This is a genomic window from Metabacillus indicus LMG 22858 (assembly GCF_000708755.2).
GTDB classification, from domain to species: domain Bacteria; phylum Bacillota; class Bacilli; order Bacillales; family Bacillaceae; genus Bacillus_P; species Bacillus_P indicus.
The window spans coordinates 94,476-118,862 of record NZ_JGVU02000002.1; the positions used below are offsets into that span (position 1 = coordinate 94,476).

Consider the following 24,387-nt stretch of genomic DNA (forward strand, 5'->3'; position numbering starts at 1 on the left):
GAATACTGAGAAAGTTTTAAGACACACCGACGAGCTCAAGCAATCGGTGTGTTTTTTTGAGTGCTTAAGCAGTCCAAATGACTGCTAGTGGACTGCAGCGGAAAGCAAGTGACTGGAGCGAAAGGGAACGGTGTTACAGCTGCTAAGCATCATCCATAAACAGGAAAATCCCAGAAAACCCTTGCTACGCGGTTGTGATGATGGTACAAAGGGAATAGAGATTTTATGTGCCACGAGATTGGAATGATGTATGATGAAACTTGCAGGAGCACTGCTAAAACTGACAATGATAGCGGTTATCGGACTGTTTCTTTATTCTTCAGCTAGTATATGGTTCTATGGAAACAAACACGATTCAGTCAAAACAGATGCAGCGGTAGTTCTTGGAGCAGCCGCCTGGGGAGAAGAACCGTCTCCTGTTTTTAAAGAACGCATCAATCATGCCATTAAACTGTACAAGGAAAAAAAGGTAGAGAAAATTATCTTTACTGGCGGCAAAGCGATTCAGACCGATCTGCCTGAATCTGTAGTCGGTAAAAACTATGCAGTCGATCAGGGTGTCCGCGAATCAGATATTTTAGTTGAGACAAGTTCCAGACTGACAGAAGACAATTTGAAATTCGCCTATGAAAAAGGGCAAAAAGCAGGCATTGAATCATATACCATCGTGAGTGATCCCTACCACATGAAGAGATCGGTGCTGCTTGCAGAAAAAATCGGGATGAACGTTTACTCATCTCCAACCACCACATCCGCATACAGAACATGGGAAACGAAACTTCCCGTTTACTCAAAGGAAGTGCTGTTCTATGCAGGATATCTTGTTACGCTTCCATTTGAAATGATAAACAAAAAAGAGGAATTGCCCAGCGGGTAATTCCTCTTTTTTGTTTAAATAAGCAGCGCGAATAAATGTGAAAGCAAATAAAAACTGTAGCCAAGGAGATAAGCTCCGGCAGCAAATGTTACAGCTTTAAGAATCCATTCTTTCAAATAGTTTCTTAGAAAATGAACCGTCATTGCCACGTTGATATTCCATAAAATGATGCCTGCAATAATCAGCATGCTGTAGAGGAAGAGATACATGAAGGAGTGGCCGGGGCCAAGAGTTGTTAAACTTGAACCGTAAACACCGAGCCAGAAAATAAAAATAAACGGATTGGCGAGAGCAATCAATAATCCTGTCCAGTATGAACTTTTTTCGCCGGAAATCTCATCAGCATGTCTCAGCAGTTTTTTTTCAGACAGCGCGCTCATCATGCTATTAATGCCTAGCCTGGCCAATAGCAGAAAACCAGCCGCGCAAAGAAGATATGAAAAAAAAGGATGGGTAAGATAAACAGCAAGTCCGAGAAAAATAAGAAACATAAGGACCAGATCAATTGTGACCGCACCGAGTCCTACAAGCATGGAAGGCCAAAACCCCCCTTTAATTCCCCTCCGGATCATCTCAAGTTTAACAGGGCCGACCGGGGCAGCCAGACTGATGCCGAGTACAAGCGGTTTAATAATGAATAAAATCATCTCCAATTTGTTCATCTGCCTTTCAAGCCTTGTCCATAAAGTGTATTCAGAAGGCCGTCTTTTTCGTCCTTCATTTTTATAAAGACAGGAATTTTTTTACTTTAGAGGAATTTCACTTGCTTTCGGCAAACTTAACTGTTAATTACTTGCTTGTGTAGAATGTGTCTATTTAGAGGGCTTTAAGAGGACTGCAGAGGAGGTTATCGGTGATGAATTCAGTGAAGAAAAGGCATTTCATGATGGAATGGGGCAAGGCACTCCTTTTTGCAGCAGGAATAGCTCTTTTAATCAGACTGTTCTTGTTTGAGCCCTACATGGTGGAGGGTTCTTCGATGGATCCGACGCTTCATGACGGGGAGAGGCTGTTTGTTAACAAAGCGGTATATGTTTCTGGAGGAATAAGGCATGGAGATATTGTCATTATCAGCGGACAAGAGAAGGGTCTGCATTATGTGAAAAGGGTGATTGGATTACCGGGTGACACAGTGGAAGTGAGAGATCACAAGGTGCGTGTTAATGGACACCCCTCAGATGAACCGTATATTAAAATGAACGAGGAGAAGGCAGCGCAGCTTGGCACATACATTATGGAGGACTTTCCGCTGGTCAAAGTTCCAAAAGACGAGGTGTTTGTCATGGGGGATAACCGCGCGAACAGCATGGATTCACGAAATGGCCTCGGCAGCATTAAAATCAGCCGCATCGAAGGAAAAGCGGCATTCATTTTTTATCCTTTTGAAAAAATAAGGTCAACAAAATAATAGAAAGAATGTAACGAAATGGAAAACACTCTCGTCTAATCGTTTAAAGAAAAAGGGGAGTGTCAATCCATGAGAAAATTCTCGGTGTCTTTATTTATGATTATTTTAATTCTGATCGTCTCAGCCTGCAGCAGTTCAGAGGAATCAAAAATGGACAGCTCAGGAAGTTCATCAAAAGAAATGTCCAATGCCGACTTTGCGGAGAAATCCGAAAATCCTGCTCCTGAAGAAAAAACGGTGCAAAATGACAGCAAAACAGCCGCACCTGTTCCGCAGAACCGCAAAGTGATCTACACGGCTGACATGGCCGTGAGGGTGAAAAGCTATCAGGAAGCTGTGTCATCCATTCAGAAAACACTTGCTTCACTGGGCGGGTATGTGATGGAATCAAATACATATTCAGGGGAAGAAGACCAGCCGCAGGAAGGCATGCTGACCGTAAAAGTCCCTCAGGAAGCCTTTCAGTCATTCCTGAATACGGTTGAAAAGGGAAGCATCAAGGTTGAAAACCAAACGGTTTCAGGGCAGGATGTAACGGAGGAATACGTGGATTTAGAATCAAGGCTGAAATCAAAAAAGACCGTTGAGGAGAGGCTGCTGAGCTTTATGAAAGAAGCTCGAAAAACGGAGGATCTTTTGAAGATTTCAAATGATTTAAGTGCTGTTCAGGAAGAAATTGAACAGTTAACAGGCAGAATCAATTACTTAAACAATCAAACATCTTTCGCCACCGTTTCCATTCATCTCTCAGAAAATAAAATCAATGTGCCGGGCCTTGAGAATGAAAACCTGAATACGTGGCAGAAAACAAAACAGCAGTTCATGGAAAGCATAAATACTCTTCTGTCAGCAGGTTCAGCCATCATCGTCTTTACAGCCGGAAATTTGCCTGTCCTTGCCGTGCTCTTCCTTGCAGGCTTTGCCATATGGCTCGCTGTTAAAAAACGCATGAACAGAAACAATCCGGCACCTCCGGCTGATATGGGCGACTGATTAGGCGTTTTCTTTTTTCTCAGATTGGGAAAAAGAAGGAAAAGGCGGGATGAATAATGACGATAAAAGCATGTTCAAAGATGTCAAAAAATTGTGTGTCAACGGTAAATGAAAAAGGCGGGCGCAGCATGAATCCCATCATGTATTCAGGAAGTGCGTCTGAAGCGATGAATCACCTGCGCAATGTTCTTTTTTCCATGAAAGGCGCTGAGATTGCAGAGCAGAGCGGTACCCGGCTGCATGCAGTGTTCACGTCAGATAAGCTGAAATTTAAAGACGATGTGCATTTTGAAATGGACGATAAAGCTAAAAACATTCATTTCAGATCCTCCTCCAGAACAGGCTACTATGACTTTGGCGTTAACCGCAAACGCATGGAGGAGATTGAAGCTAGATTTAAAAAAGAATCCGGAACGTAAAAAAATCAGACAGCTGTCTGATTTTTTTACGTATAGATGAGAGTTAAGATCAGCATGGTGATAAAAACAGAACCGATAATCCCAAGGATTGTTTTTGGAAACGATACTCTGTCATCTATTTTTCCAAGCCGGGTGAGAATCTTTTTGCTGAAAAAATGCACAAGCAGATAAATGATCACAAGACCAATGAAAAAGGTCATATTGCTTGTTTTGAATCCCGTATATGCGAGGAAGAGCCCCGTAAAGAAGATATACAGAGAATATTCCATAAGAGTCAGTAATTTCATAGCAAATACCTCCGTGATGTACTGAACATAATCCTACCATAAAAAACGGAAATTCAACATGTCAGGACTGTGAACATTGAATTCAGATTCTGTATGCATATTTTTTTCTGCCGGTTCGTGTTATAATTTTGTAGATATTGTATAGATGGAGGCTTAACTTTAATGATAACAGTAAGCAATGTAGGATTGCGCTATGGTGACCGCAAACTTTTTGAAGATGTTAATATAAAATTCACACCGGGAAACTGCTACGGATTAATTGGGGCAAACGGTGCAGGCAAATCAACATTTATTAAAATTCTCTCCGGAGAAATTGAAGCACAGTCAGGGAACGTAAGCATGGGACCTGGAGAGCGTCTTGCTGTCCTGAAACAGAACCACTTCGAATATGAGGAAATTGAAGTGATGCAGGTCGTCATTATGGGCCATGCACGTCTGTATGAAGTGATGCAGGAGAAGGATGCAATCTACATGAAAGCTGATTTCTCAGATGAAGACGGCATGCGTGCGGCTGAGCTGGAAGGCGAATTTGCCGAGCTTAACGGATGGGAAGCAGAAAGTGAAGCTGCCATTCTTTTAAAAGGACTTGGCATCACTGAAGATCTTCATACGAAGAAAATGGCAGATCTTGCTGGCGGAGACAAAGTGAAGGTTCTTCTTGCACAGGCTCTGTTCGGCAAACCGGATGTTCTACTTCTGGATGAGCCTACTAACCACCTTGACATCAAGGCGATTCAATGGCTTGAAGAATTCCTGATCAACTTTGAGAATACGGTCATCGTTGTATCCCATGACCGTCATTTCCTAAACAAAGTATGTACTCATATCGCTGACCTTGACTACGGAAAAATCCAGCTGTATGTCGGAAACTATGACTTCTGGTACGAATCAAGCCAGCTGGCTTCCCGCATGGCTTCGGATGCGAACAAGAAAAAAGAAGAAAAAATCAAAGAACTTCAGGCGTTCATTGCACGCTTCAGTGCGAATGCATCAAAGTCCAAGCAGGCTACTTCAAGAAAGAAACTGCTTGATAAAATTTCTCTTGATGACATCAGACCTTCATCAAGACGCTATCCGTATGTCGGATTTTCACCTGAGCGCGAAATCGGGAATGATGTTCTTCGCGTAGACGGCATTTCTAAAACGATTGACGGCGTGAAAGTACTTGATAATGTCAGCTTTATCATGAACAAAGAGGACAAAATTGCGTTAGTCGGCCGCGACGAAATCGCGATTACAACGCTCTTCAAAATTCTGATGGGTGAAATGGAGCCGGACAGCGGAACGTTTAAATGGGGTATTACAACGTCCCAGGCCTATTTCCCGAAAGACAACAGCGAGTTCTTTGAAGGTGTCGACATGAACCTTGTTGACTGGCTCCGCCAATATTCGCCGAATGATCAAAGCGAGAGCTTCCTTCGAGGTTTCCTCGGCAGAATGCTGTTCTCAGGGGAAGAAGTGCTTAAAAAAGCAAGCGTTCTGTCCGGAGGAGAAAAAGTACGCTGCATGCTTTCAAAAATGATGCTAAGCAGCTCAAATATCCTGCTTCTTGACGAACCTACGAACCACTTGGATCTTGAGTCGATTACAGCACTGAACAACGGTCTTATTGCCTTCAAAGGCGCTATGATCTTTACGTCCCATGACCATCAGTTTGTACAGACGATTGCCAACCGCATCATTGAGGTTACTCCAAACGGCGTTGTCGACAAGCAAATGACGTATGATGAGTACCTTGAAAATGAAGATGTTCAAAAACAAGTACAAGGGATGTACGCATAATTTTGCGGCGCCAGAAATAGAAAAAATCGTCCTGCAGCTCGTGCAGGACGATTTTTTTATTGCTGAAGTCTGTCCAGTTCCTGTTTCAGCCAGTGGTGATCCAGGTTTTCTCCAATAAAGACAAGGGTTTTTTTCATTTTGACAGGTTCTTTCATGTAAAGCGGCATCCCGTAGGAATACTGAAAAAGATACGTTTCCGCCGAGCGGGTGAAAGCGACATAGCCTTTTACCCGGTAGATCGTATCAGGCATCGTTCGAAGGAAGTTCTCAAATGAGTCAAAATCAATCGGACCCGTAAAGGTATGAACATACGTCTTTAAATGCAGATGATGCTCGACATGAGTCTCTTCGTGCTCACGTCTCTTCATGCGTGTCACTTGCTGAAAATCACTCAGGCGGACGGATGCAAACTGGGTAAGCAGTACCTTCGATGCAGGAGCTATGTTCTGAATATCCATTACAAGGGAGGCCTGCTCAGAATCTGATAAGGCATCGATTTTATTAAGTAGCACAACATCTGCATGGTGAATTTGCTCCTGAAGCAGTTTCTGAAGCTGAATGCTGAGACCGGTACGGTCGTGATAGCGGGGGCCGTCAACAAGGGTGACAATGGCACCGATGGCAAGTTTGTCTGCAAAAACAGGAGACAAACAGGCGTCAAGGACTTCTATAGGGTGCGCTGCACCTGTCGTCTCAATATAGATGGCATCAAGCTCATACTGGGAAAGCATGCCTTGAAGCTGTGCTTCAAGCTGTCCCTGCATCGTGCAGCAGACGCACCCGTTGAGCAGTTCTTTCAGCGGAATATCATCAGAAACAGCATCCGAATCTATGGATATTTTACCGAGCTCATTCATCACGACGGCAATTTTTCTTCCGTTTTCTTGTTCCTGTTTCAGAATGTTTTTTAATAGAGTGGTTTTCCCTGCCCCTAAAAATCCGGACAGAATGTAGACTTCTACAGATTTCATATCATGTACGCTCCGTTCTTTAAGCTATTTTTCTATGGTACATGAAGGCTGCATGCAGCGTCAATTCCATTAAAAGAAACCTGCACGGATGCCATGCAGGTTTGGTGAATCCGGTTGAATTAAATAGACCATGTTCCTTTTCTGAAAATCGGTTCGCTTGTGCCGTCTTCAAGAATGCCGTCAATATCCATCTCTTCAGAGCCAATCATAAAGTCAACATGAGTGATGCTCGAGTTGACGCCGTTCTTCTCAAGCTCTTCGCGGGACATTTTTTTTCCGCCCTCAATGCAGAAAGCATACGCATTGCCGATTGCCAGATGGTTCGACGCGTTTTCATCAAACAGCGTATTATAGAAAAGTACATTCGACATTGAGATCGGGGAGTCATGAGGCACGAGAGCAACTTCGCCAAGGTAGTGAGATCCCTCATCAGTAGCGACAAGCTCCTTCAAAATCTCTTCGCCCTCTTCTGCTTTCACATCGGTAATTCTCCCGTTTTCAAACGTGATGGAGAAGTTGTCGATCAAGTTGCCGCCATAGCTTAACGGCTTTGTACTCGCCACTGTACCGTTTACGCCTTCTTTTGCAGGGACCGTAAACACTTCCTCTGTCGGCATATTGGCCATAAAGTCATGACCTTGTTCATTTGTGCTGCCTGCGCCGATCCAAAGATGTTTTTCAGGAAGCTCAATCGTTAAATCGGTTCCTTCTGCACGGTAGTGAAGTTTTTTATATTTTTTGCCGTTTAAATATTCGACTTTGCTGTTCAGTGAGCGGTCATGTTCTTTCCATGCGGAAACAGGATCTTCAAGATCAGTGCGTGTTGCTTTAAAAATAGCATCCCACAGGAGGTCAACTGCCTGGTCTCCTGCATCAGGGAAAACCTTTGCCGCCCACTTTTCAGAAGGAACAGCAATGACAGACCAGCTCACTTTGTCTGCCTGTATGTAATTTCTGTAGGTTGAAAGCGCCGTTCCAGCAGCTTTTGAATTCGCCGCGATGCGTTTTGAATCAATGCCTTTCAGCAAATCCGGTGATGATGAAACGATGGACATGAACGCAGCACCGCCTTCAGCCAGAGCTTCAAGCCCTTTCGCACGCCACTCAGGGAATTCGCTGAACGCTTCCATTGGAGCAAGCTCAAAACGGGCGCGCGTCACTTCATCGTCCGCCCAGTCAACCTGAACGTGCTTTGCTCCTGTCTCATATGCTTTTCTGACGACAAGGCGGACGAATTCCGCTGCATCAAGCGAAGCGTTAATGACAAGCGTCTGTCCTTTTTGAATATTTACGCCGACTTTAACAGCAAGCTCGGCATACTTTTCTAAGTTTGTTTGAAAAGAAGTCATTTGTTTAGCTCCTTATATTTAAGATTGGTTCTATTTTATCAGAACTGGCGGTTTTAGGAAATAAAAAAGACTGAGTATTCTATTTTCTGAAGCTGCTCAGACCGGAATTCTTTTCAACCATGTTTGAAAGAGATAAAATATAGTCAGAAAGCGGGTGAGTGTATGCAGAATTCATCTTTTATCAAGACCGATAAACAAAAACAGCTTGCCGCAAAGGCGGAGAAGCTTGCTGAAACCTTTTCTGAGCGTGCGGAATATTATGACCGCCATGCGCTCTTTCCATTTGAAAACTTTGATGACTTGAAAAAAGCCGGTTTTTTGACATTGTCCATTCCGGATGCATACGGAGGATCCGGACTGTCACTTTATGACTTTGTCATGGTCCAGGAAACCCTGGCGCAGGGAGACGGACCGACAGCGCTTTCGCTTGGCTGGCATCTCGGCATTTTAATGAATATAAGAGAAACCAATAGATGGCCTGAAGAATTGTACGCTCAGATTTCCCGAGAAATCATACAGTTCGACAAAATCATCAACAGCGCTGCTTCCGAGCCGAACAGCGGCAGTCCTGCAAGAGGGGGAAAACCGGAAACAACGGCTGTCCGCAGGGGGGATAAGTGGGTCATCAACGGGAAGAAGATCTTTACATCGCTTGCCCCTGCCCTTGATTATTTTTTAATTACAGCAACAATAGAAGAATCCGGTGAAGTGGGAGAATTTATTATTCCGAAGAAATCAAAAGGACTTTCCATTATGGAGACGTGGGATACGCTTGGCATGAGAGGGACCAGGAGCGATGATCTCATTCTGGATGATGTCGTGCTCGAAAATCAGGCGCTTGCTTCTTACCGTTCAAAACCTGCCAAAAAACCGATGCCGCAGGGCTGGCTCCTTCACATTCCGGCCTGTTATCTTGGAATCGCGATTGCCGCAAGAAATTTCGCCGTGGAGTTTGCGAAGAAACATCAGCCAAACAGTTTGGACCATCCGATTTCTGAGCTTCCTGAAGTCAGAAGAAAGACAGCAGAAATGGATTTAAAGCTTATGACGGCAAGGCACCTTTTGTACGGCACGGCAGAAAAGTGGGATGAGAGTCCTGATACGCGTCACACACTTTCAGCAGAACTGGCGGCTTCCAAAACGGTTGCAACAAACACGGCCGTAGAAGTCGTTGATCTTGCAATGAGAATTGTCGGCGGACAAAGTATATTCCGTTCTCATCCAATTGAACGTTATTACAGGGATGTAAGAGCCGGACTTCATAACCCCCCGGCAGATGACATTACCTATAAGCTTCTGGCCGACCAGGCATTCAGTGAAGGATCATGATGCTTCCTGAAACGTTCAAGCAGACAATCCGCGGCGTTCATGGTGAGAATGGAGATGTCTGGCTTCGGGAACTTCCTGCCAGGCTGGCTGGGTGGGAGCAGAAATACGGCATCAGGATAGGCAAATTCTATCCAATGACCTTTCATTTTGTTGCTGAAGTGACGCTTAATGGCGGCGTGGAAGCGGTTATTAAAGCGGGATTGCCTGCTGATAAAGAGCTTATTAACGAAAAAAACGCCCTTACTGTTTTTGGAAGGGGCGCCGGAGTGATCAAGCTGCTTGAGGTTCATACTGATGAAGGGTTTTTGCTGCTTGAAAAGGCAGTTCCGGGGACGGTCCTCTCAGACAGCATGGAGGATGAAAAAGCAGTCGCTGCTGCAGCGGCTGTGATGGGGCAAATTCGTGCGGATGACTGGGGCAGCATGCACTTTCCTCATTTAGCATACTGGTTTAAAGGTCTGGACCGTGCAGAAGATATTCCCGAAAGATACCTCAAAAAGGCATCTGCGATCGTAAAAGAGCTGCTGTCTGAAATGAATCATCCCACTCTTTTGCATGGAGACCTGCATCAGAATAATATACTCAGCCATTACGGGGAATGGAAAGCGATTGACCCCAAAGGCGTGATCGGCGAGAAGGAGTTTGAGGTGACCAGTTTTTGCAGAAACAATCTTTTTAGTAAGCAAAAGCCATTTGATATCCTTCAAACCAGGTTGTCTATATTTGAGAAAGAGACTGGACTTAACCTCAATAAAATGATCCGGTGGGGATACTGCGGAGCCGTTTTAAGCGCCTGCTGGTGCAAGGAAGATCATATGCCGTGCGCTGATGAAAATCTGAAACTCGCTGATTTGTATGAAAAACTGCTTTAAACATTCCATTTTTTGTTGACTTCTGATCAGAATACTGAATATACTAAAGTATAGTCTATTTTTGGAAAGGAAAAGGTGCTTGAAACAATGTGGAACTAATCTTATTTTCTAAACGTTTTTTGAATAAAGAAAAAACGGGACCTAGAGAATAGGATGAGTGCGCTCATTTTTCATACCATTTCCGAATTGAAAGGATTTTTCTGTGCATCTTTATGCCAGGTTCTTTCGGTTTCTTACATATGGTTGAAAATCCTCTCTAGGGCAAACTGGGAGGTTTTTTTATGGCTAAAAATAAACGGAACGAAAAATTAATCGTGAAAATAAACGGACTGACAAAGCATTATGGAGATAAAGCGGTTTTCGAGAATGTCAGTTTTGACATCAGAGCAGGTGATCGTGCCGGTCTGGCAGGCTATAACGGTACGGGGAAAACAACACTTGCGAATTTGCTGTTTGGTGCACTCGAGCCTGACAAAGGCAGCATTACAAGGAAAGCCGATCTTAAAATTGGCTATTTGCTGCAGTCAGTAGACTATTCGGTGCAGCATTTTAAAGACGCATTGAACAGCCAAGGGGATCAAGCGATGCTTGAAGCAGCAGGCAGGCTTGGACTTCAAAAGGTGGCTGACTGGGAAGAGGAGCGGCTCCTGCATTTGAGCGGGGGAGAAAAGCTGAAGCTTGCTCTTGCTCAGGTCATTTCATCAAATCCGGACCTGCTGATTCTGGATGAACCGACCAATCATCTTGATTATCATGGCATTGAATGGCTGGCAGACTGGCTCCAAACATTCAAGGGAGCAGTACTGATCATATCCCACGACAGGCATTTTCTGGACCGGACCGTTTCACACATTTTTGAACTCCACAACAAAAAGCTAAAGGAGTTTAAAGGAAATTATACGGCGTACAGACAGGAAAAAAAGCGGCAGCTTGAGGAGCAAAAGCACGATTATGAAGAGCAGCAGCGTCATAAGGCGAAAATTGAGGGGCAAATGGAGAACCTGCGCAGCTGGTCTGAAAAGGCACACCGGAACTCAACAAAACAGGGAAGTCTGTCTGAGCGCAGGCAAATGGGCTACAAAGAATATCACCGGGCAAAAGCAAAAAAAATGGATGTGCAGGTGCGTTCTAAAATGAAAAGGCTGGAAGCCGAGCTTGTAAAAAATAAAGTTGAAAAGCCTCTTGAGGAAGCTGTTGTACAGTTTGAATTTGACGCTGCCGGAAAGAGGGGAAAACGGATTTTTGAAGCAAAAGGACTTCAAAAATCATTCGACGGCCGCACTCTGATTGAAAGCAGCCATTTTTACGTCAAACATGGAGAAAGAATAGGGGTCATCGGGAGGAACGGTGCAGGAAAGACGACTCTCATACGAATACTTCAAGGAATTGAAGTGTTGTCCGGTGGAGAATTATGGAAGAGCCCCACATTGAAAATCGCCTGTCTGAGCCAGGATGTGGGCGACTTAAATGCGGATGAAAGTGTCCTGGATGCCATGCATGCAGTCGGCAGGGATAAGTTGCTAGAAGCGAGAACACTTCTTGCCAATATGGGGCTTAAAGAAGAGAAAATCAATCAGAAGATTGACTGCTTGAGTCTTGGTGAGAGAACCAGAGTCAAACTGGCCGGGCTCATCTTACACGAATACGATTGTCTGATCCTGGATGAACCGACGAACCATCTCGATCTGCCAAGCAGGGAGCAGCTGGAGGAAACGCTGAGTCAGTTTGAAGGAACCCTCATCATCATCTCCCACGACAGATATTTTGTTGAAAAACTGTGCGATAAACTGCTGGTTTTTGAGAACGGCAGCATTAGAAGAGCTGATATGAGAATCGGTGAGTATTATTCAGCATTAAAGAATGGAAATACAGTAACTAATGACGATGAGGAAGAACTGCTGAAAGTGAATAACCGTCTGACAGCAGTCATAGGCAAGCTTAGCCTTATAAACAGGGATCATCCTGAATTCCAGGAATATGATAATGAATTTGCAAGGCTTATCCGCGAGAAAAATCTTCTTGAGAAACGCAAAAAAAGCTGAGACGGAATTCCGTCTCAGCTTTTTTGGCTCCAGCGAGTTGTTTATTTTACTGCTTCAATGATCTGTACTTGAAGACTGCCGCTTGTGAGGTCTGTCATAGTCTTAATAATGACTGGATGGTCTTTGCTGTTCATAAACTTAAAATCATATCCGCCCCATGAAACGGTAGCATCCTTATTTATAGGAACATAGCCGACTTCTTTGGAATGGTGGTGAAGTTCAATGATTTCAAGTCCTGCCTGAGCCACTGCGTTGTACAGAGTGCTGGAAGTCTGGCATATTCCTCCGCCGATGCCCTCGACAAATTCTTTATTGACGATCTCCATTGCTTTTTGGTATCCGCGTGCAGGAGTCCGTTCGCCGACTGTCTGATTAAAAGCAAATCTGTCTCCGGGGCCAAGTACAATCTGGTCGATCGCATTTGCAGACAAAGCGATATTCATGCTCCTGCCCTTTACTGTAGAATTAAATGTCGTTCTGTAGGTTCCAATCACTTTCTGAGAAGCACCGGTCAATGATTCTGCCGTAACGTTTGGTGATGTTTCTGTGATCGGAAGGATAATATCCCTGTCAAAAGCAGGCAGCGACATCAGCTGCTGGAGCAATGCTTTTTCATCCAGAATTACTCTGCTTTGACCAGGTTCTAGCTTGCCGTTTCTTATCTTTGAAGGTGTCATTGGCCTGTCATACTGTCCGGCAAGCTCTTTCACAAGCTTTTGCATATTTTCTGCGTGGGCTGCTTTATCTGACAGAGGAGCAGCTTCAATGGTTTTGACCGCTTTGCCGTCTCTTGGATCGATTAAGGCAAACTCCCGGCTGATTTCAGCAGCTTTTGCCGAGACCGCTTTGGCGCTGACGGCATTTTTAGCTGTCAGCAGCACCTCTTTTTCTCCCAATCCGCATCCGCTTAAACCTGCAACAATACATACAGCAATTAAAAAGCGTTTAATGGTGTTCTCCCCCAGTTATCTATCATTTATTGTGAATCATACAATAGATAAGACGAAAAGGAAAGAGATAAAGTTTCAAAAATTTGGAGAAAAAAAGAATATTTTGCTAAGGTTGAATTTCATAGTATTAGCTGATAAAATAAAAAAGAAGGAACGTATGTTCTGTTTTTAACGAGAAAAAGAACCGCTCAGGGAGCGGTCCATTTCCGGTTATTTAGAGACTTTTTGAAGTTTATGAATAACCTGCAGAGATCTTCCTGTTCCAATCGCCACAGATTCCAGAGGGTTTGGTGCAAGGTGAACAGGAACGACAATCTCTTCGCTCAGCCACTCCTGCATGCCTTTCATTAAAGCCCCTCCTCCTGTCAGAATCACACCGCGGTCTACGATATCACCGCTCAGCTCAGGCGGGCAGTCTTCAAGAGTAGCGCGTATCGCTTCAAGAATGTGAAGCAGGGATTCTCTCATCGCGTTTTGCATTTCTGCAGATGACAGTGTAATCGTTTTTGGAAGTCCTGTCACAAGATCACGGCCTCTGACATCCATATGAAGCTCTTCATGTTTGACCAGGGCATAGCCGATTTCCATTTTAATGTTCTCTGCTGTGCGTTCGCCAATCAGCAGGTTGTAATTTTTGCGGACGTAGCCGATAATATCTTCATCAAGCTGATCGCCTCCGATTCTGATAGAGTGGCACGATACGACACCGCCGAATGAAATAATGGCAACTTCAGTCGTACCGCCGCCGATATCAACAATCACATTTGCGATCGGTTCATCAACAGGCAGATCAGCGCCAATTGCAGCAGCAACCGGCTCTTCAATTAAATGAACAATTTTTGCGCCTGAATTCTTAACAGCATCGTGGATGGCGCGGCGCTCAACGCTTGTAGCGCCAGAAGGCGTGCACACGACAACAGTTGGTTTTCTGATTGAAAATCCAAGTTTCTTCGACGCTTTTTTCATGATCTGCTTAAGCATTTCGGTGGTTACATCATAATCGGCAATGACACCGTCTTTAAGAGGGCGTACAGCCACTATTTTACCAGGCGTTTTGCCGATCATGCTTTTTGCTTCCGTGCCGACGGCGAGTACATTTTTTGTAACAGTATCAATCGCCACTACGGACGGTTCATTTAGAGCAATTCCTTTATCCTTGCTGTAGACAAGAATGTTTGCTGTGCCTAAATCAATTCCAATTTCAGAAGTAGAAAACATTTATCTTCACCCAATCCTCATAGATTTCGAGTCTTTCATAAGTATTCTGCAAAGAGTGTCGATTTATGGGGGCAGGATCAACTATTTCCTCATGAATTTTTTCGGTTTTTAAGGGCATACAAAGGAAAGGACCGAAAAAGGAAGTGAATGTAAGTGGAAATAAAGTTCTGCCGACACTCTTTTGTTGTGAAAACAAGCATTGTCCTTCCGTCAGATACAAATAACTACGGGACGTTATTTGGAGGAAGGCTGATGTCGTATATCGACGATGTTGCAGCAATAGCAGCAATCAGGCATGCTAGGACGCCGGTCGTCACAGCGTCCACAGATTCTGTTGATTTTCTTCATCCTATTTATGAAGGGAATTCAGTCTGTCTTGAAGCATTTGTGACGTATACAGGAAGAACGTCAATGGAAGTATTTGTGAAAGTCATTTCCGAAGATCTCCTGAACGGCAACAGAAACCTTTGCGCCATGTCGTTTTTAACGATGGTTGCCGTAGACAAACATAACAAGCCCACACCTGTCCCGCAGGTGGTGCCTGAATCAGAAACAGAAAAAATGCTGCATGACTCCGCACTGAAGCGGGCAGCAATCAGAAAAAAACGCAAAGAAGAAGCTGCTGGCATGGCAGCTGCATTTGGAACGGACTATCCGTGGTGCTGAAGCGAAAGCTGCAGGACCACGCGGTTTTTTTCAGGAAATCAACAATATGTTCCCTGAGATAGATTTTAAGTAAACTTGCTTTATATATTGTTTGTTCCAATACTTAGAGTTTAGCATGCATGCACCGCTTAAATGAACAAGAACAAACTTCCAGGAGGATGGATTCAGAGATGAAAGAGCTTTGTATCATACCGTGCGGAAACAGGAAAATATGGGATAAGGAGCCGGATATTGGCGAAGTGGAGGCAAAATACGCCTATACAGGAACGTTTCATTTGCTTTGCAGACAGTATGCAGATCTTTTCTATCATGATCAATGGGTGATTCTGTCGGCTAAACACGGTTTCCTGCTGCCGGAGGATCCAGTGCATGGTCCATATAACCTTTCTTTCAGCATGAAATCAGACGAGATTATGAAACTGGAAGACTTAAAGAAGCAGGCAGCCGAAAAAAATCTGATGCAGTATGAGCGCCAAGTAGTCCTTGGCGGAAAAAAATTCAGACCTATAGCAGATTCGGTGTTTGAAGGGGAAGCTGTTTTTCCTTTAAGCGGGTGCAAGGGGATCGGCTATATGCAGCAAAAACTGAAAAAAGCCATTGCTGAAAAAAGAAGGATTCACTGCTGAACTGCCGGTTCAGTCAGAATATACCGGCAATTGAGAAAATGGTATACTGAAGAAAATCAGCCGTGAAAGGAGAAAAAGGAACATAATGAAAGTAAGCTTGTTTGTTTATGGAACACTCCGGCACGGAGAAAGCAATTTTACATATATGAAAGAGGCCTCGTGCAAAGCTGAACAGGCTCGGACGTCAGGAAAGCTTTATGACACGGGGGAAGGATATCCTGCAATGACAGCTGAATCCGGAGCTGTTTATGGGGAGCTGTATGTACTGGACAAAGAAAATCTGGAACGCATCCATGAGTTGGAGGGGTACTTTGCCGAAAACCACCAGAATAACTTATTTGACCTTAAAGAAGTCACTGTTATGACGGATACTGGAGAATTCCACGCTCTTACCTATGTAATGAACGAAAGCAGAACAAACGGGATGAAACAGATTGAGAGCGGCGACTGGAAAGAATATTTGTTTGCTTCCGAATTGCCAGAAGAAACGCTGTACTTTGCTTATGGGTCCTGCATGGATACAGAACGCTTCAAACTTGCAGGAGTCGATCATCACTTTTCTGAAGTGATAGGGGCAGGGAAAACAGAGCGATATTCGGTGAAATTCACTATTTCCGTAAATGACGGCGGACGTGCAGATCTTGTTGAGGAACACGGGGGAGCGGAAGGAATTCTGTACAGAGTTTCCAAAGAAGCTGTCGAGTATCTTTATGTGAGAGAAGGCGTAGGAACAGGCATGTACCGCCCTGCATTTATCGGAGTAAAGGTAAATGGCCGTGAATACAAGCAGTGTCTGACTTTTACAGTCATCGACAAGAAAGAAGAGTTTCGGCCGCCTGGTCATTATTCGTCAGAGATATTAAAAGGTGCTGAGGGACGACTAAGTCCAGAATATGTGAAGCAAATAAAACGCTATATGGATGAGCTACCCGAAATGTAGGATTTCATTCTGCGGATAAGGCCGCCTGGATGGCGCTTGCCATTTTGATTTTTTGGGTTTAAAGTTATGGTAACATTTATTTGCAAAATGATAGCTGGAGGAAGTACATATGAAAAAAGATTTTGCAGTTATCGGCCTTGGACGCTTTGGCGGCAGCATTTGCCGTGAGCTCAGTGAAGAAGGCATGGAAGTAATGGCGATTGATCTTGATGAAGATAAAGTGAACGAATTTGCCAACATCGCGTCACATGCTGTTGTAGGGGATACAACAGATGAGGCAGTACTTAAAAGCCTTGGTATCCGAAACTTTGATCATGTCATTGTTGCGATTGGGGATAATATCCAGTCGAGCATCCTCACCACTCTGATGCTTAAGGAGCTGGGAGTAAAGTTCATTACGGTCAAAGCCCAGAATGATTATCACGAAAAGGTGCTTTCAAAAATAGGCGCCGATCAGATTGTCCATCCAGAGCGGGATATGGGTAGACGGATTGCCCATAATCTTATTTCAAACAATGTGCTTGATTATCTTGAGCTTTCAGATGAACACAGCATCGTTGAGATTGTGGCTAACAGCAAGCTTGATGGAAACACGCTGATTGATCTTGATATTCGTGCAAAATACGGGATTAACATTGTTGCCATTAAAAGAGATAAAGAAATTTTCGTATCTCCCCAGGCCGATGAAATTATCCAAAAAGGCGATATTCTGATTGTCATAGGTGCAGATACAGATATAGACCGGTTTGAAAAGCGGGTTTTGGAAGCTTAAAAAAGACACATTGCGTGTCTTTTTTTCATATGACATGCCTCGTCTGTCCGTTTGTACTTTTGGAAAAGTGGCATACTTGATAATGTATACATGCTGGATTCCAGCTGGGCGGTCGGCTGAGCCCCTGTCTCTTTTCTTTTGAAGCAAAGGAAGGGGGTGATGCCCGGATGACAGTCTTTGAAAGCTTGACGTTAGCTATCTCTTTCGCCACGCTTATCATTGCCATCCTGTCATTTGACCATAAAAAATAGACCCCCGGCTGTTCGGCTGCAGGCGAGGTCTGGAATGTTCTTTGACTGTTTCTTTCAGGCCGGCCCCAGATTCGGGACCCTTGTATGCAGGCCGCAGGCTGTCAAGCACCTGCGGCTTTATTTATTGCCTTCCTTTTATAGCCTTCCTCAGAAAGAGCTTTTCTATAAGCAGAAAAAAAGATTGACTGCAAGGCTGATGTGCCTTAGTATATGAAACTAATTAAACATCTTTTCTCGTATAATTTTGGAAATAAGGTCCAAAAGTTTCTACCGAACTGCCGTAAAAAGTTTGACTGCGGGGATTATATTAGAACAGGCGCAAACACATGCGTCTTTCTTTTGCATCCTCTTCGCAAGCCTATAAAAGCGAGGGGTTTTTTTATGACTGAAAAAGAAGAATTGAAATACAAGATCCGGGCTGCATCAAAAAAAGAAAAAGCAGAGCTTGTTTTTAAAAATGCCCGTATCGTGGATGTGTTTAATTTGGACATCATCCAGGGCGATGTCGCCGTTTCAGCGGGGAAAATAGTCGGCATCGGCGATTATGAGGGGCATGATGAGATCGATGCATCAGACAAATTTATCTGTCCCGGCCTGATTGACGGTCATGTCCACATTGAATCCTCCATGGTTCCTCCTCACGAATTTGCTGAAGCTGTGCTTCCGCACGGAGTAACTGCCGTGATAGCAGATCCTCATGAAATTGCCAATGTTTCGGGGGTGAATGGCATTCAGTACATGCTTGACAGCTCAGAGGGCATACCGCTTGATGTTTTCATTATGCTTCCATCCTGTGTTCCGGCAACAAGCTTTGAGCATTCAGGTGCAAGACTTGAAGCAGAGGACCTCCAGCCTTTTTTTCTGCATGAACGTGTCATTGGCCTTGCGGAAGTGATGGACTATGTAGCTGTAAGTAACACGTCAGACAGTATGATGGATAAGCTTGAAATGGCGCTGAAGCATTCCAGCTTGCTTGACGGCCATATGGCGGGGCTCCCTTCGGATATGGCCAATGTTTACAGATCGGCCGGAATAAGTACGGATCACGAAGTGACGACTGCCCAAGAGGCAATACAACGCGTGCAGCGGGGAATGTATGTGCAGATCAGGCAAGGGTCTGCGGCTAAAGACTTTAACCGGGTTATTAGGGCGGTCAATCAGAAGAATGCCCGCAGATTTTTATTCTGCACAGATGATAAACACCTTGATGATCTTGTAAAAGAGGGAAGTGTGGACCATCATATCAGACTTGCAGTTAAACATGGTATACATCCTGTAACAGCCATTGGGATGGCGACTTTGAATGCTGCAGAATGTTACGGGCTTAAAAGCAAGGGTGCTGTAGCGCCAGGATATGATGCAGATCTTGTACTCGTAGATGATTTAAGCAGTTTTAAAGTTGATTCAGTTTATAAGCGAGGGGTGCTAACCGCAGCCAATGGAAAAACGGTGAAAACCGCAGATCGAAGAAAGGTTCCCGGCATGCTGCTGGATTCTGTTGTTCTTCCTGAAATCGATTCCTCCATGCTTGCTGTCCGTGCAGACGAAAATCAGCTGATGACTATAATTGAAGCTGTGCCCAATCAGCTCATCACGCGAAGGGCTGAGGAGTGCGTCAATACGGAAGGAGGATTTTTTGTTCCATCCGCAGATCTTGGGCACGTAAAGCTGATCATGGCTGAACGTCATAAAGGAACCGGGCTGATCGGCAAAGGAATTCTGAAAGGGTTCCCGATGAAGCGCGGCGCCATAGCAACGACGATTGCACATGACTCTCACAACCTCATTGCTGCCGGCATGAGTGATGAGGATCTCATCCACGCTGCAGCAGCAATCAAGGAAATGGGGGGAGGACTTGCCGTTGCGGCTGACGGGAAAATCCTCGCAAAGCTTCCTCTTCCTGTATCCGGTCTGCTGTCAGATCAGCCTTATGAAAAAGTTCTTGATGGCCTGCAAAAGATTCATGATGCTCTTGCTGTAACCGGCCTTCCGGACAGCTTTAATCCGTTTCTGACATTGTCGTTTCTCGGCCTTCCGGTTATTCCGGAGCTGAAAATAACGTGCGAAGGCATATTTGATGTTGCTGAATTCAGACATATATAACAGAAAAAACCGGTCCCAGAAATTTCTGGGACCGGTTTTTTAAAATGTATGTAAGAATGCAATGCTGCTCTAATTTTCAAACTGAGTCTTTCTGTCGATCTGCAAAAGAGTGACCGCCTTTTTAGTGGCAGGGCTGATCACGTCCGCCTTTACACCTTTTTCTTTTAAACGCTGTACAAATTTTTCAAGAGAGGATGGCTTTTTCATCGCTTAGGCACTACCTTTCTGAATCTAAAAGTACTTGACTGAACGGTCAGTTCATTATACCCCAAATGACACTCAGCTTCAAGATGGTTTAAGGAGGAGAATGTGCCGGTAAAAGCATAACTTCGGAGAATGAAAAAGACTGCCGTTAGCAGGGCAGTCTTCTTCAAAAAATATAAGATGGTGCGTCCGGGAAGAATCCCGGCTTGCAGCATTCTAGATTAAACCTCCATGATAATCGGCAGGATCATCGGGCGGCGTTTTGTTTTTTCATACAGGAACGGTGCAAGTGTGTCTGTAATTTCATTTTTGATTTCAGACCACTGGCTTGTGCGGCGTTCCATCACTTTATTCAAGTGTTTTGTAATCAGAACCTGGGCGTCATTGATCAGGTCGCCGGATTCTCTCATATAGACAAATCCGCGTGAAATGATGTCTGGACCGGCTGAAATTTTAAATTCTTTCATATTAATGCTTACGACTACAATGACAAGTCCTTCTTCTGAAAGAATGCGGCGGTCTCTGAGAACGATGTTTCCGATGTCGCCAATTCCGCTGCCGTCAATGTAAACAGATCCTGAAGGGATTTTGCCTGCTACGGACACTTCGCGGTCGCTTAATGCAAGCACTTCGCCGTTATCCATGATAAAGCAGTTTTCTGCAGCTACTCCGCAATCCTTTGCGAGCTTGGAGTGCATAATCTGCATGCGGTATTCACCGTGAATTGGCATAAAGTATTCAGGTTTCATAAGGCGCAGCATCAGCTTTTGTTCTTCCTGGCCGCCGTGGCCTGAAGTATGAACGTCGCTCAATGAACCGTGAATGACTTCTGCTCCTGCACGGTAGAGCTGGTTAATGGTCCGGCTTACGCTGATTGTGTTGCCCGGAATCGGCGAAGATGAGAAAACAACAGTGTCGCCAGGAATAATCTGAATCTGGCGGTGTGTTCCGTTCGCGATGCGGGAAAGAGCAGCCATCGGTTCACCCTGGCTTCCTGTGCAGAGAATGGTCACTCTGTTTGCAGGAAGGCGGTTAATTTCATGAGGCTCAACAAATGTATCTTTCGGACACTGAATGTAGCCAAGATCCTGACCAATTGTAATGGCAGATTCCATGCTACGGCCAAATACGGCAATTTTTCTGCCATGCTGAACCGCAGCTTCTACTACCTGCTGGAGCCTGTGAATGTTGGATGCAAAGGTAGCGAAAATGACGCGTCCGTCGACTTTCCGGAAAATTTCCTGGATGCTTTCCCCAACGCGGCGCTCTGACATTGTGAAATGGGGAATTTCGCTGTTTGTGCTGTCTGATAACAGGCACAGTACGCCTTCTTTGCCGATCTCAGCCATTTTCGTCAAGTTGGCAGGTTCGCCGACAGGTGTGAAATCGAATTTAAAGTCTCCTGTATGGACGATATTTCCCGGCGGTGTTTTGACAACGATTCCATAAGAATCCGGAATGCTGTGAGTAGTGCGGAAGAATGTTACAGACGTTTTTCTGAACTTAATAATGTCATCTTCTTTAATTTCGATGAGTTTAGCCTGGCGAAGCAAACCGTGCTCTTCTAATTTGTTGCGGATAAGTCCGAGGGCAAGCTTACCTCCGTAGATCGGAATGTTCACTTGCTTTAAAAGGTAGGGAATTCCTCCAATATGATCTTCGTGGCCGTGCGTGATGAAAAGCCCCTTAATTTTATCCTCGTTTTTTACTAAGTACGTATAATCGGGTATAACATAATCAATTCCAAGCAGTTCCTCTTCAGGAAACTTAATGCCCGCATCAATCATGATGATCTCATCCTGGAACTGGACACCGTACGTGTTTTTCCCGATTTCTCCAAGTCCACCAAGAGCAAAAACCGCTACCTGGTCATTTTTAACAAATTTCATAAAATCAAATCTCCAATACTTTAAAGTTTTCGTTTTGTTTTTCGTATTCTAAGTAAGCACCTTCAACAGATTGAACAAATTCAATGTTGTGATTGCGTTCCTTCAGTTTATTGCGTGCATCGCCTTCTGTTTTAGCTTCAATATAAAGGGTTTTTGTTTTTTCGCGAACAGGAACCTCTCCGAGTTTTTCCTGAAAATAAACTTTGTATAACATTGCCAAATCTCTCCTTAACTGCCGTATGTTAGACTAACTTGTTCTATTATATTCGATAATGGCCTCTAAGCCAACCCTCACCCGGTCCCGGGGCGTTTTTGGAGGAAAGAAAAAACCTTTCTGCGGGCAGAAAGGTTTCATTACGCTATTGATTTTCTGCCGAGAATGCTATTCCATTGAGAACGCAATCTGCGTCTGAGTTTTTTCATCATTATGTCCCACACTCCCATCTTGTCCAATTTTCGGATTGTTTACCGTTCGAATCTGCCAGACTTAGTATATGTGAATATCGGAAAAGATAACATGGGTATTTATGGAAGGGGGGCTGCGGCAAAAAATGCAGGTGTTTTGGTTGTGGCTGCATTTATTTTCCGCTATGATGAGTCATGTAAAAGCTGTCCAAATTAAGTACAAGTAAGGAGACCTATACTATGACAGGTAACGTAATCTTTTTTGATATAGACGGAACATTGCTTAATCATGATAAGGAAATTCCTGATTCAACAAGAAAAGCGGTAGAGGATGTGAAAAAAGCGGGACACCATGTTGCGATTGCAACAGGAAGAGCCCCGTTCATGTTTGAAGACCTTCGCCGCGAGCTTGGAATCGATTCCTTTGTCAGCTTCAACGGACAATATGTTGTTTTCGAAGGTGAAGTGATTTATAAAAACCCGCTTCATACAGAACGTCTGGAAGAATTATATGAATACGCAAAAACTTCGAATCATCCGCTTGTCTTTATGAGCAATGAAACGATGATGTCAACAGAAACAGATCACCCTTACATACATGAAAGCATGGGAAGCCTGAAATTCATGCACCCAGAGCATGATCCGGAATTCTACCGGAATCGTGAGATTTATCAGACGCTGCTGTTCTGCAAAGAAGGCGAAGAAGAGGCTTATAAAAAATACGAGGATTTTCACATCATCCGCTGGCATGAACTTGCAACAGATATTCTTCCATTTGGCGGATCAAAGGCAGAGGGGATCAAAAAGCTTATCGAACGCCTAAATATCAGCAAAGAAAATGTATATGCATTTGGTGACGGGCTGAATGACCTTGAAATGATTAAATTTGCAGGAACCGGCGTGGCTATGGGGAATGCGGTTTCCGAACTCAAAGAAATTGCAGATGAAATCACAACGAGTGTAGATGAAGACGGTATTTTGAACGGCTTGAAGAAAACCGGTCTTCTATAAGAAAAAACCTGTCTGCAGAGCAGACAGGTTTTTACGTGCTTACTTTTACCGTTCGATTGCAATGGCGCCTTCAGGTTCTTGCAAAGGGTCTTCACTGCTGATGTGATCGTAGAACATCACACCGTTTAAATGGTCAATTTCGTGCTGAAAGACGATGGCAAGCAGCCCGCGAAGTCTGAGGTCTACATTTTCTCCTTCAAGGGATACGGCTTTTACCCGGATTCTCGCATAGCGCGGAACATATCCCGGAACAGGTCTGTCAACTGAGAGACAGCCCTCTCCGCTTGTTAAATAACTTTTCTCAACTGAATGACTTACAATTTTAGGATTGAACAGAGCGTAACTGTGCAATTGGCCCTTTTCATCTGTTAACCGGATGGCAATCATCCGTTTGGAGACATTTATTTGAGGGGCTGCAAGGCCAATCCCGGGTCTCAGGCCGTATTTTTCAATCATCTCGGGATTCTGGCTGTTCTGGACATATTCAAGCAGCTCCTGCAGCGTTTTTTTATCTTCATCAGAAGGCGGCATCGGCACTTCTTCTGCAGCTTTACGCAAGGTTGGATGACCTTCCCTGATAATATCCTCCGTAGTAATCACCCGGACTCACACTCCTTTTCCTGCTGAATTATCTTACTAAGTATAATGGAACTTGGATCAAACGAAAAGTCCTGCTTGTCCACCAGTATCATTTTTGGATGCGGCGGCCCACATCGAATGTGGGCTCTGCTGCCGCAAGCCATTTTTAGCAATGACCTACAAACGCTGCTCCTACGATAATTAATAGAATAAACAATACAACAATCAGAGCAAACGTGCGTCCATAACCAGGATAGCCGCAGCCGCCATAACCGTATCCAGGATAACCGTACATGAGAAAACCTCCTTTAAATGTGACGCTTTACCCTCAGCAGCCTGTGCATCAGCCTTCAGCGTCTAATATAACCTATGTTTTTTGGTTGAATGTGTATAGACGATAGCCCAGTTCCCCAAAAAATGAATGTCATTTTTCAGATGCCGGAG

Annotated in this window: 26 protein-coding genes and 1 riboswitch; of the genes, 15 read left to right on the forward strand and 11 right to left on the reverse strand. The window is 44.3% G+C overall.

All coding sequences use genetic code 11. The annotated features are described in order from the left end of the window. The first annotated feature begins 253 nt into the window (after positions 1 to 253). Positions 254 to 877 (forward strand): YdcF family protein, encoded by a 624-nt coding sequence (locus tag AZ46_RS03670; RefSeq protein WP_235728200.1) that lies wholly within the window; start codon positions 254 to 256, stop codon positions 875 to 877. 14 nt (positions 878 to 891) lie between these two features. On the opposite strand, the gene AZ46_RS03675 is transcribed toward AZ46_RS03670, so the two are convergent. Beyond that, on the reverse strand, positions 892 to 1,539 hold the full coding sequence (locus AZ46_RS03675) for a LysE family transporter (RefSeq protein ID WP_081870131.1): 648 nt from the start codon (positions 1,537 to 1,539) through the stop codon (positions 892 to 894). 194 nt (positions 1,540 to 1,733) lie between these two features. Here AZ46_RS03675 and lepB point away from each other — a divergent pair, with 194 nt between their 5' ends. From lepB to AZ46_RS03690, 3 genes are all read left to right on the forward strand, one after another. Next, positions 1,734 to 2,285, forward strand: a complete 552-nt coding sequence (gene lepB / locus AZ46_RS03680) for a signal peptidase I (RefSeq protein WP_029285248.1) — start codon at positions 1,734 to 1,736, stop codon at positions 2,283 to 2,285. Between the two features lie 69 nt (positions 2,286 to 2,354). After that, positions 2,355 to 3,278: a DUF4349 domain-containing protein gene (locus AZ46_RS03685; RefSeq protein ID WP_029285246.1), complete on the forward strand. Its 924-nt coding sequence runs from the start codon at positions 2,355 to 2,357 to the stop codon at positions 3,276 to 3,278. An 80-nt stretch (positions 3,279 to 3,358) separates the two neighbouring features. Next, the gene (locus AZ46_RS03690; protein WP_268870717.1) at positions 3,359 to 3,697 is read left to right on the forward strand and encodes a DUF1499 domain-containing protein; all 339 of its coding nucleotides are present in this window, start codon (positions 3,359 to 3,361) and stop codon (positions 3,695 to 3,697) included. Positions 3,698 to 3,723: 26 nt separating this feature from the next. Here the strand turns inward: AZ46_RS03690 and AZ46_RS03695 are convergent, their stop codons facing one another. Further along, positions 3,724 to 3,984, reverse strand: a complete 261-nt coding sequence (locus AZ46_RS03695; protein ID WP_029285242.1) for a hypothetical protein — start codon at positions 3,982 to 3,984, stop codon at positions 3,724 to 3,726. Between the two features lie 162 nt (positions 3,985 to 4,146). On the opposite strand from AZ46_RS03695, the gene AZ46_RS03700 reads away from it, so the two are divergent. Continuing rightward, a complete protein-coding gene (locus tag AZ46_RS03700; protein WP_029285240.1) occupies positions 4,147 to 5,766 on the forward strand; it encodes an ABC-F family ATP-binding cassette domain-containing protein in 1,620 nt (539 codons plus the stop codon). 56 nt (positions 5,767 to 5,822) lie between these two features. Here AZ46_RS03700 and AZ46_RS03705 read toward each other — a convergent pair whose 3' ends face one another. Continuing rightward, positions 5,823 to 6,737: a CobW family GTP-binding protein gene (locus AZ46_RS03705; protein WP_029285239.1), complete on the reverse strand. Its 915-nt coding sequence runs from the start codon at positions 6,735 to 6,737 to the stop codon at positions 5,823 to 5,825. Positions 6,738 to 6,856: 119 nt separating this feature from the next. Continuing rightward, the gene (locus AZ46_RS03710; RefSeq protein ID WP_029285237.1) at positions 6,857 to 8,086 is read right to left on the reverse strand and encodes an aminopeptidase; all 1,230 of its coding nucleotides are present in this window, start codon (positions 8,084 to 8,086) and stop codon (positions 6,857 to 6,859) included. Between the two features lie 162 nt (positions 8,087 to 8,248). On the opposite strand from AZ46_RS03710, the gene AZ46_RS03715 reads away from it, so the two are divergent. From AZ46_RS03715 to abc-f, 3 genes are all read left to right on the forward strand, one after another. After that, positions 8,249 to 9,415: an acyl-CoA dehydrogenase family protein gene (locus AZ46_RS03715; RefSeq protein ID WP_029285234.1), complete on the forward strand. Its 1,167-nt coding sequence runs from the start codon at positions 8,249 to 8,251 to the stop codon at positions 9,413 to 9,415. Continuing rightward, complete coding sequence (locus AZ46_RS20940; protein ID WP_081870132.1) at positions 9,412 to 10,287, forward strand: aminoglycoside phosphotransferase family protein; 876 nt, start codon at positions 9,412 to 9,414, stop codon at positions 10,285 to 10,287. The genes AZ46_RS03715 and AZ46_RS20940 overlap by 4 nt, the downstream gene beginning before the upstream one ends. A gap of 281 nt (positions 10,288 to 10,568) precedes the next feature. After that, a complete protein-coding gene (gene abc-f / locus AZ46_RS03725; RefSeq protein ID WP_029285231.1) occupies positions 10,569 to 12,329 on the forward strand; it encodes a ribosomal protection-like ABC-F family protein in 1,761 nt (586 codons plus the stop codon). 41 nt (positions 12,330 to 12,370) lie between these two features. On the opposite strand, the gene AZ46_RS03730 is transcribed toward abc-f, so the two are convergent. Together AZ46_RS03730 and mreBH are read right to left on the reverse strand one after the other, a co-directional pair. Further along, the gene (locus tag AZ46_RS03730) at positions 12,371 to 13,225 is read right to left on the reverse strand and encodes a VanW family protein (protein WP_051865208.1); all 855 of its coding nucleotides are present in this window, start codon (positions 13,223 to 13,225) and stop codon (positions 12,371 to 12,373) included. Positions 13,226 to 13,489: 264 nt separating this feature from the next. Next, positions 13,490 to 14,497 carry a rod-share determining protein MreBH gene (mreBH, locus tag AZ46_RS03735; protein WP_029285227.1) on the reverse strand — a complete coding sequence of 336 codons (1,008 nt, stop codon included), beginning with the start codon at positions 14,495 to 14,497 and terminating at the stop codon, positions 13,490 to 13,492. A gap of 153 nt (positions 14,498 to 14,650) precedes the next feature. On the opposite strand from mreBH, the gene AZ46_RS03740 reads away from it, so the two are divergent. The 6 genes from AZ46_RS03740 to ade all read left to right on the forward strand — a co-directional run bounded on the left by AZ46_RS03740 (position 14,651) and on the right by ade (position 19,855). Beyond that, positions 14,651 to 15,163, forward strand: a complete 513-nt coding sequence (locus AZ46_RS03740) for an acyl-CoA thioesterase (RefSeq protein ID WP_029285225.1) — start codon at positions 14,651 to 14,653, stop codon at positions 15,161 to 15,163. Positions 15,164 to 15,333: 170 nt separating this feature from the next. After that, positions 15,334 to 15,789, forward strand: a complete 456-nt coding sequence (locus AZ46_RS03745) for a DUF6884 domain-containing protein (RefSeq protein WP_029285223.1) — start codon at positions 15,334 to 15,336, stop codon at positions 15,787 to 15,789. Between the two features lie 85 nt (positions 15,790 to 15,874). Next, the gene (locus tag AZ46_RS03750) at positions 15,875 to 16,729 is read left to right on the forward strand and encodes a gamma-glutamylcyclotransferase (protein WP_029285221.1); all 855 of its coding nucleotides are present in this window, start codon (positions 15,875 to 15,877) and stop codon (positions 16,727 to 16,729) included. Between the two features lie 109 nt (positions 16,730 to 16,838). Then, the gene (locus AZ46_RS03755; RefSeq protein WP_029285219.1) at positions 16,839 to 17,501 is read left to right on the forward strand and encodes a potassium channel family protein; all 663 of its coding nucleotides are present in this window, start codon (positions 16,839 to 16,841) and stop codon (positions 17,499 to 17,501) included. A 167-nt stretch (positions 17,502 to 17,668) separates the two neighbouring features. Next, the gene (locus tag AZ46_RS22555; protein ID WP_406817974.1) at positions 17,669 to 17,752 is read left to right on the forward strand and encodes a putative holin-like toxin; all 84 of its coding nucleotides are present in this window, start codon (positions 17,669 to 17,671) and stop codon (positions 17,750 to 17,752) included. A gap of 214 nt (positions 17,753 to 17,966) precedes the next feature. After that, positions 17,967 to 18,068: riboswitch (purine riboswitch) on the forward strand. A gap of 65 nt (positions 18,069 to 18,133) precedes the next feature. Further along, entirely contained in the window at positions 18,134 to 19,855 is a 1,722-nt protein-coding gene (gene ade / locus AZ46_RS03765) for an adenine deaminase (protein ID WP_029285215.1), read from the forward strand. 69 nt (positions 19,856 to 19,924) lie between these two features. On the opposite strand, the gene AZ46_RS21855 is transcribed toward ade, so the two are convergent. The 3 genes from AZ46_RS21855 to AZ46_RS03780 all read right to left on the reverse strand — a co-directional run bounded on the left by AZ46_RS21855 (position 19,925) and on the right by AZ46_RS03780 (position 22,162). Further along, positions 19,925 to 20,062 carry a hypothetical protein gene (locus AZ46_RS21855; RefSeq protein WP_158001607.1) on the reverse strand — a complete coding sequence of 46 codons (138 nt, stop codon included), beginning with the start codon at positions 20,060 to 20,062 and terminating at the stop codon, positions 19,925 to 19,927. Positions 20,063 to 20,280: 218 nt separating this feature from the next. Beyond that, positions 20,281 to 21,948, reverse strand: coding sequence for a ribonuclease J1 (rnjA, locus tag AZ46_RS03775; protein WP_029285211.1), 1,668 nt, complete (start codon positions 21,946 to 21,948; stop codon positions 20,281 to 20,283). A 4-nt stretch (positions 21,949 to 21,952) separates the two neighbouring features. Beyond that, positions 21,953 to 22,162, reverse strand: coding sequence for a DNA-dependent RNA polymerase subunit epsilon (locus AZ46_RS03780; protein WP_029285209.1), 210 nt, complete (start codon positions 22,160 to 22,162; stop codon positions 21,953 to 21,955). Positions 22,163 to 22,593: 431 nt separating this feature from the next. Between AZ46_RS03780 and AZ46_RS03785 the strand changes: the two genes are divergently transcribed. Next, on the forward strand, positions 22,594 to 23,364 hold the full coding sequence (locus AZ46_RS03785; RefSeq protein WP_029285207.1) for a Cof-type HAD-IIB family hydrolase: 771 nt from the start codon (positions 22,594 to 22,596) through the stop codon (positions 23,362 to 23,364). Between the two features lie 45 nt (positions 23,365 to 23,409). Here AZ46_RS03785 and def read toward each other — a convergent pair whose 3' ends face one another. Then, positions 23,410 to 23,964, reverse strand: coding sequence for a peptide deformylase (gene def, locus AZ46_RS03790; protein WP_029285205.1), 555 nt, complete (start codon positions 23,962 to 23,964; stop codon positions 23,410 to 23,412). 145 nt (positions 23,965 to 24,109) lie between these two features. Then, positions 24,110 to 24,238 carry a YjcZ family sporulation protein gene (locus tag AZ46_RS21380; RefSeq protein ID WP_081414064.1) on the reverse strand — a complete coding sequence of 43 codons (129 nt, stop codon included), beginning with the start codon at positions 24,236 to 24,238 and terminating at the stop codon, positions 24,110 to 24,112. Positions 24,239 to 24,387: the final 149 nt, after the last annotated feature.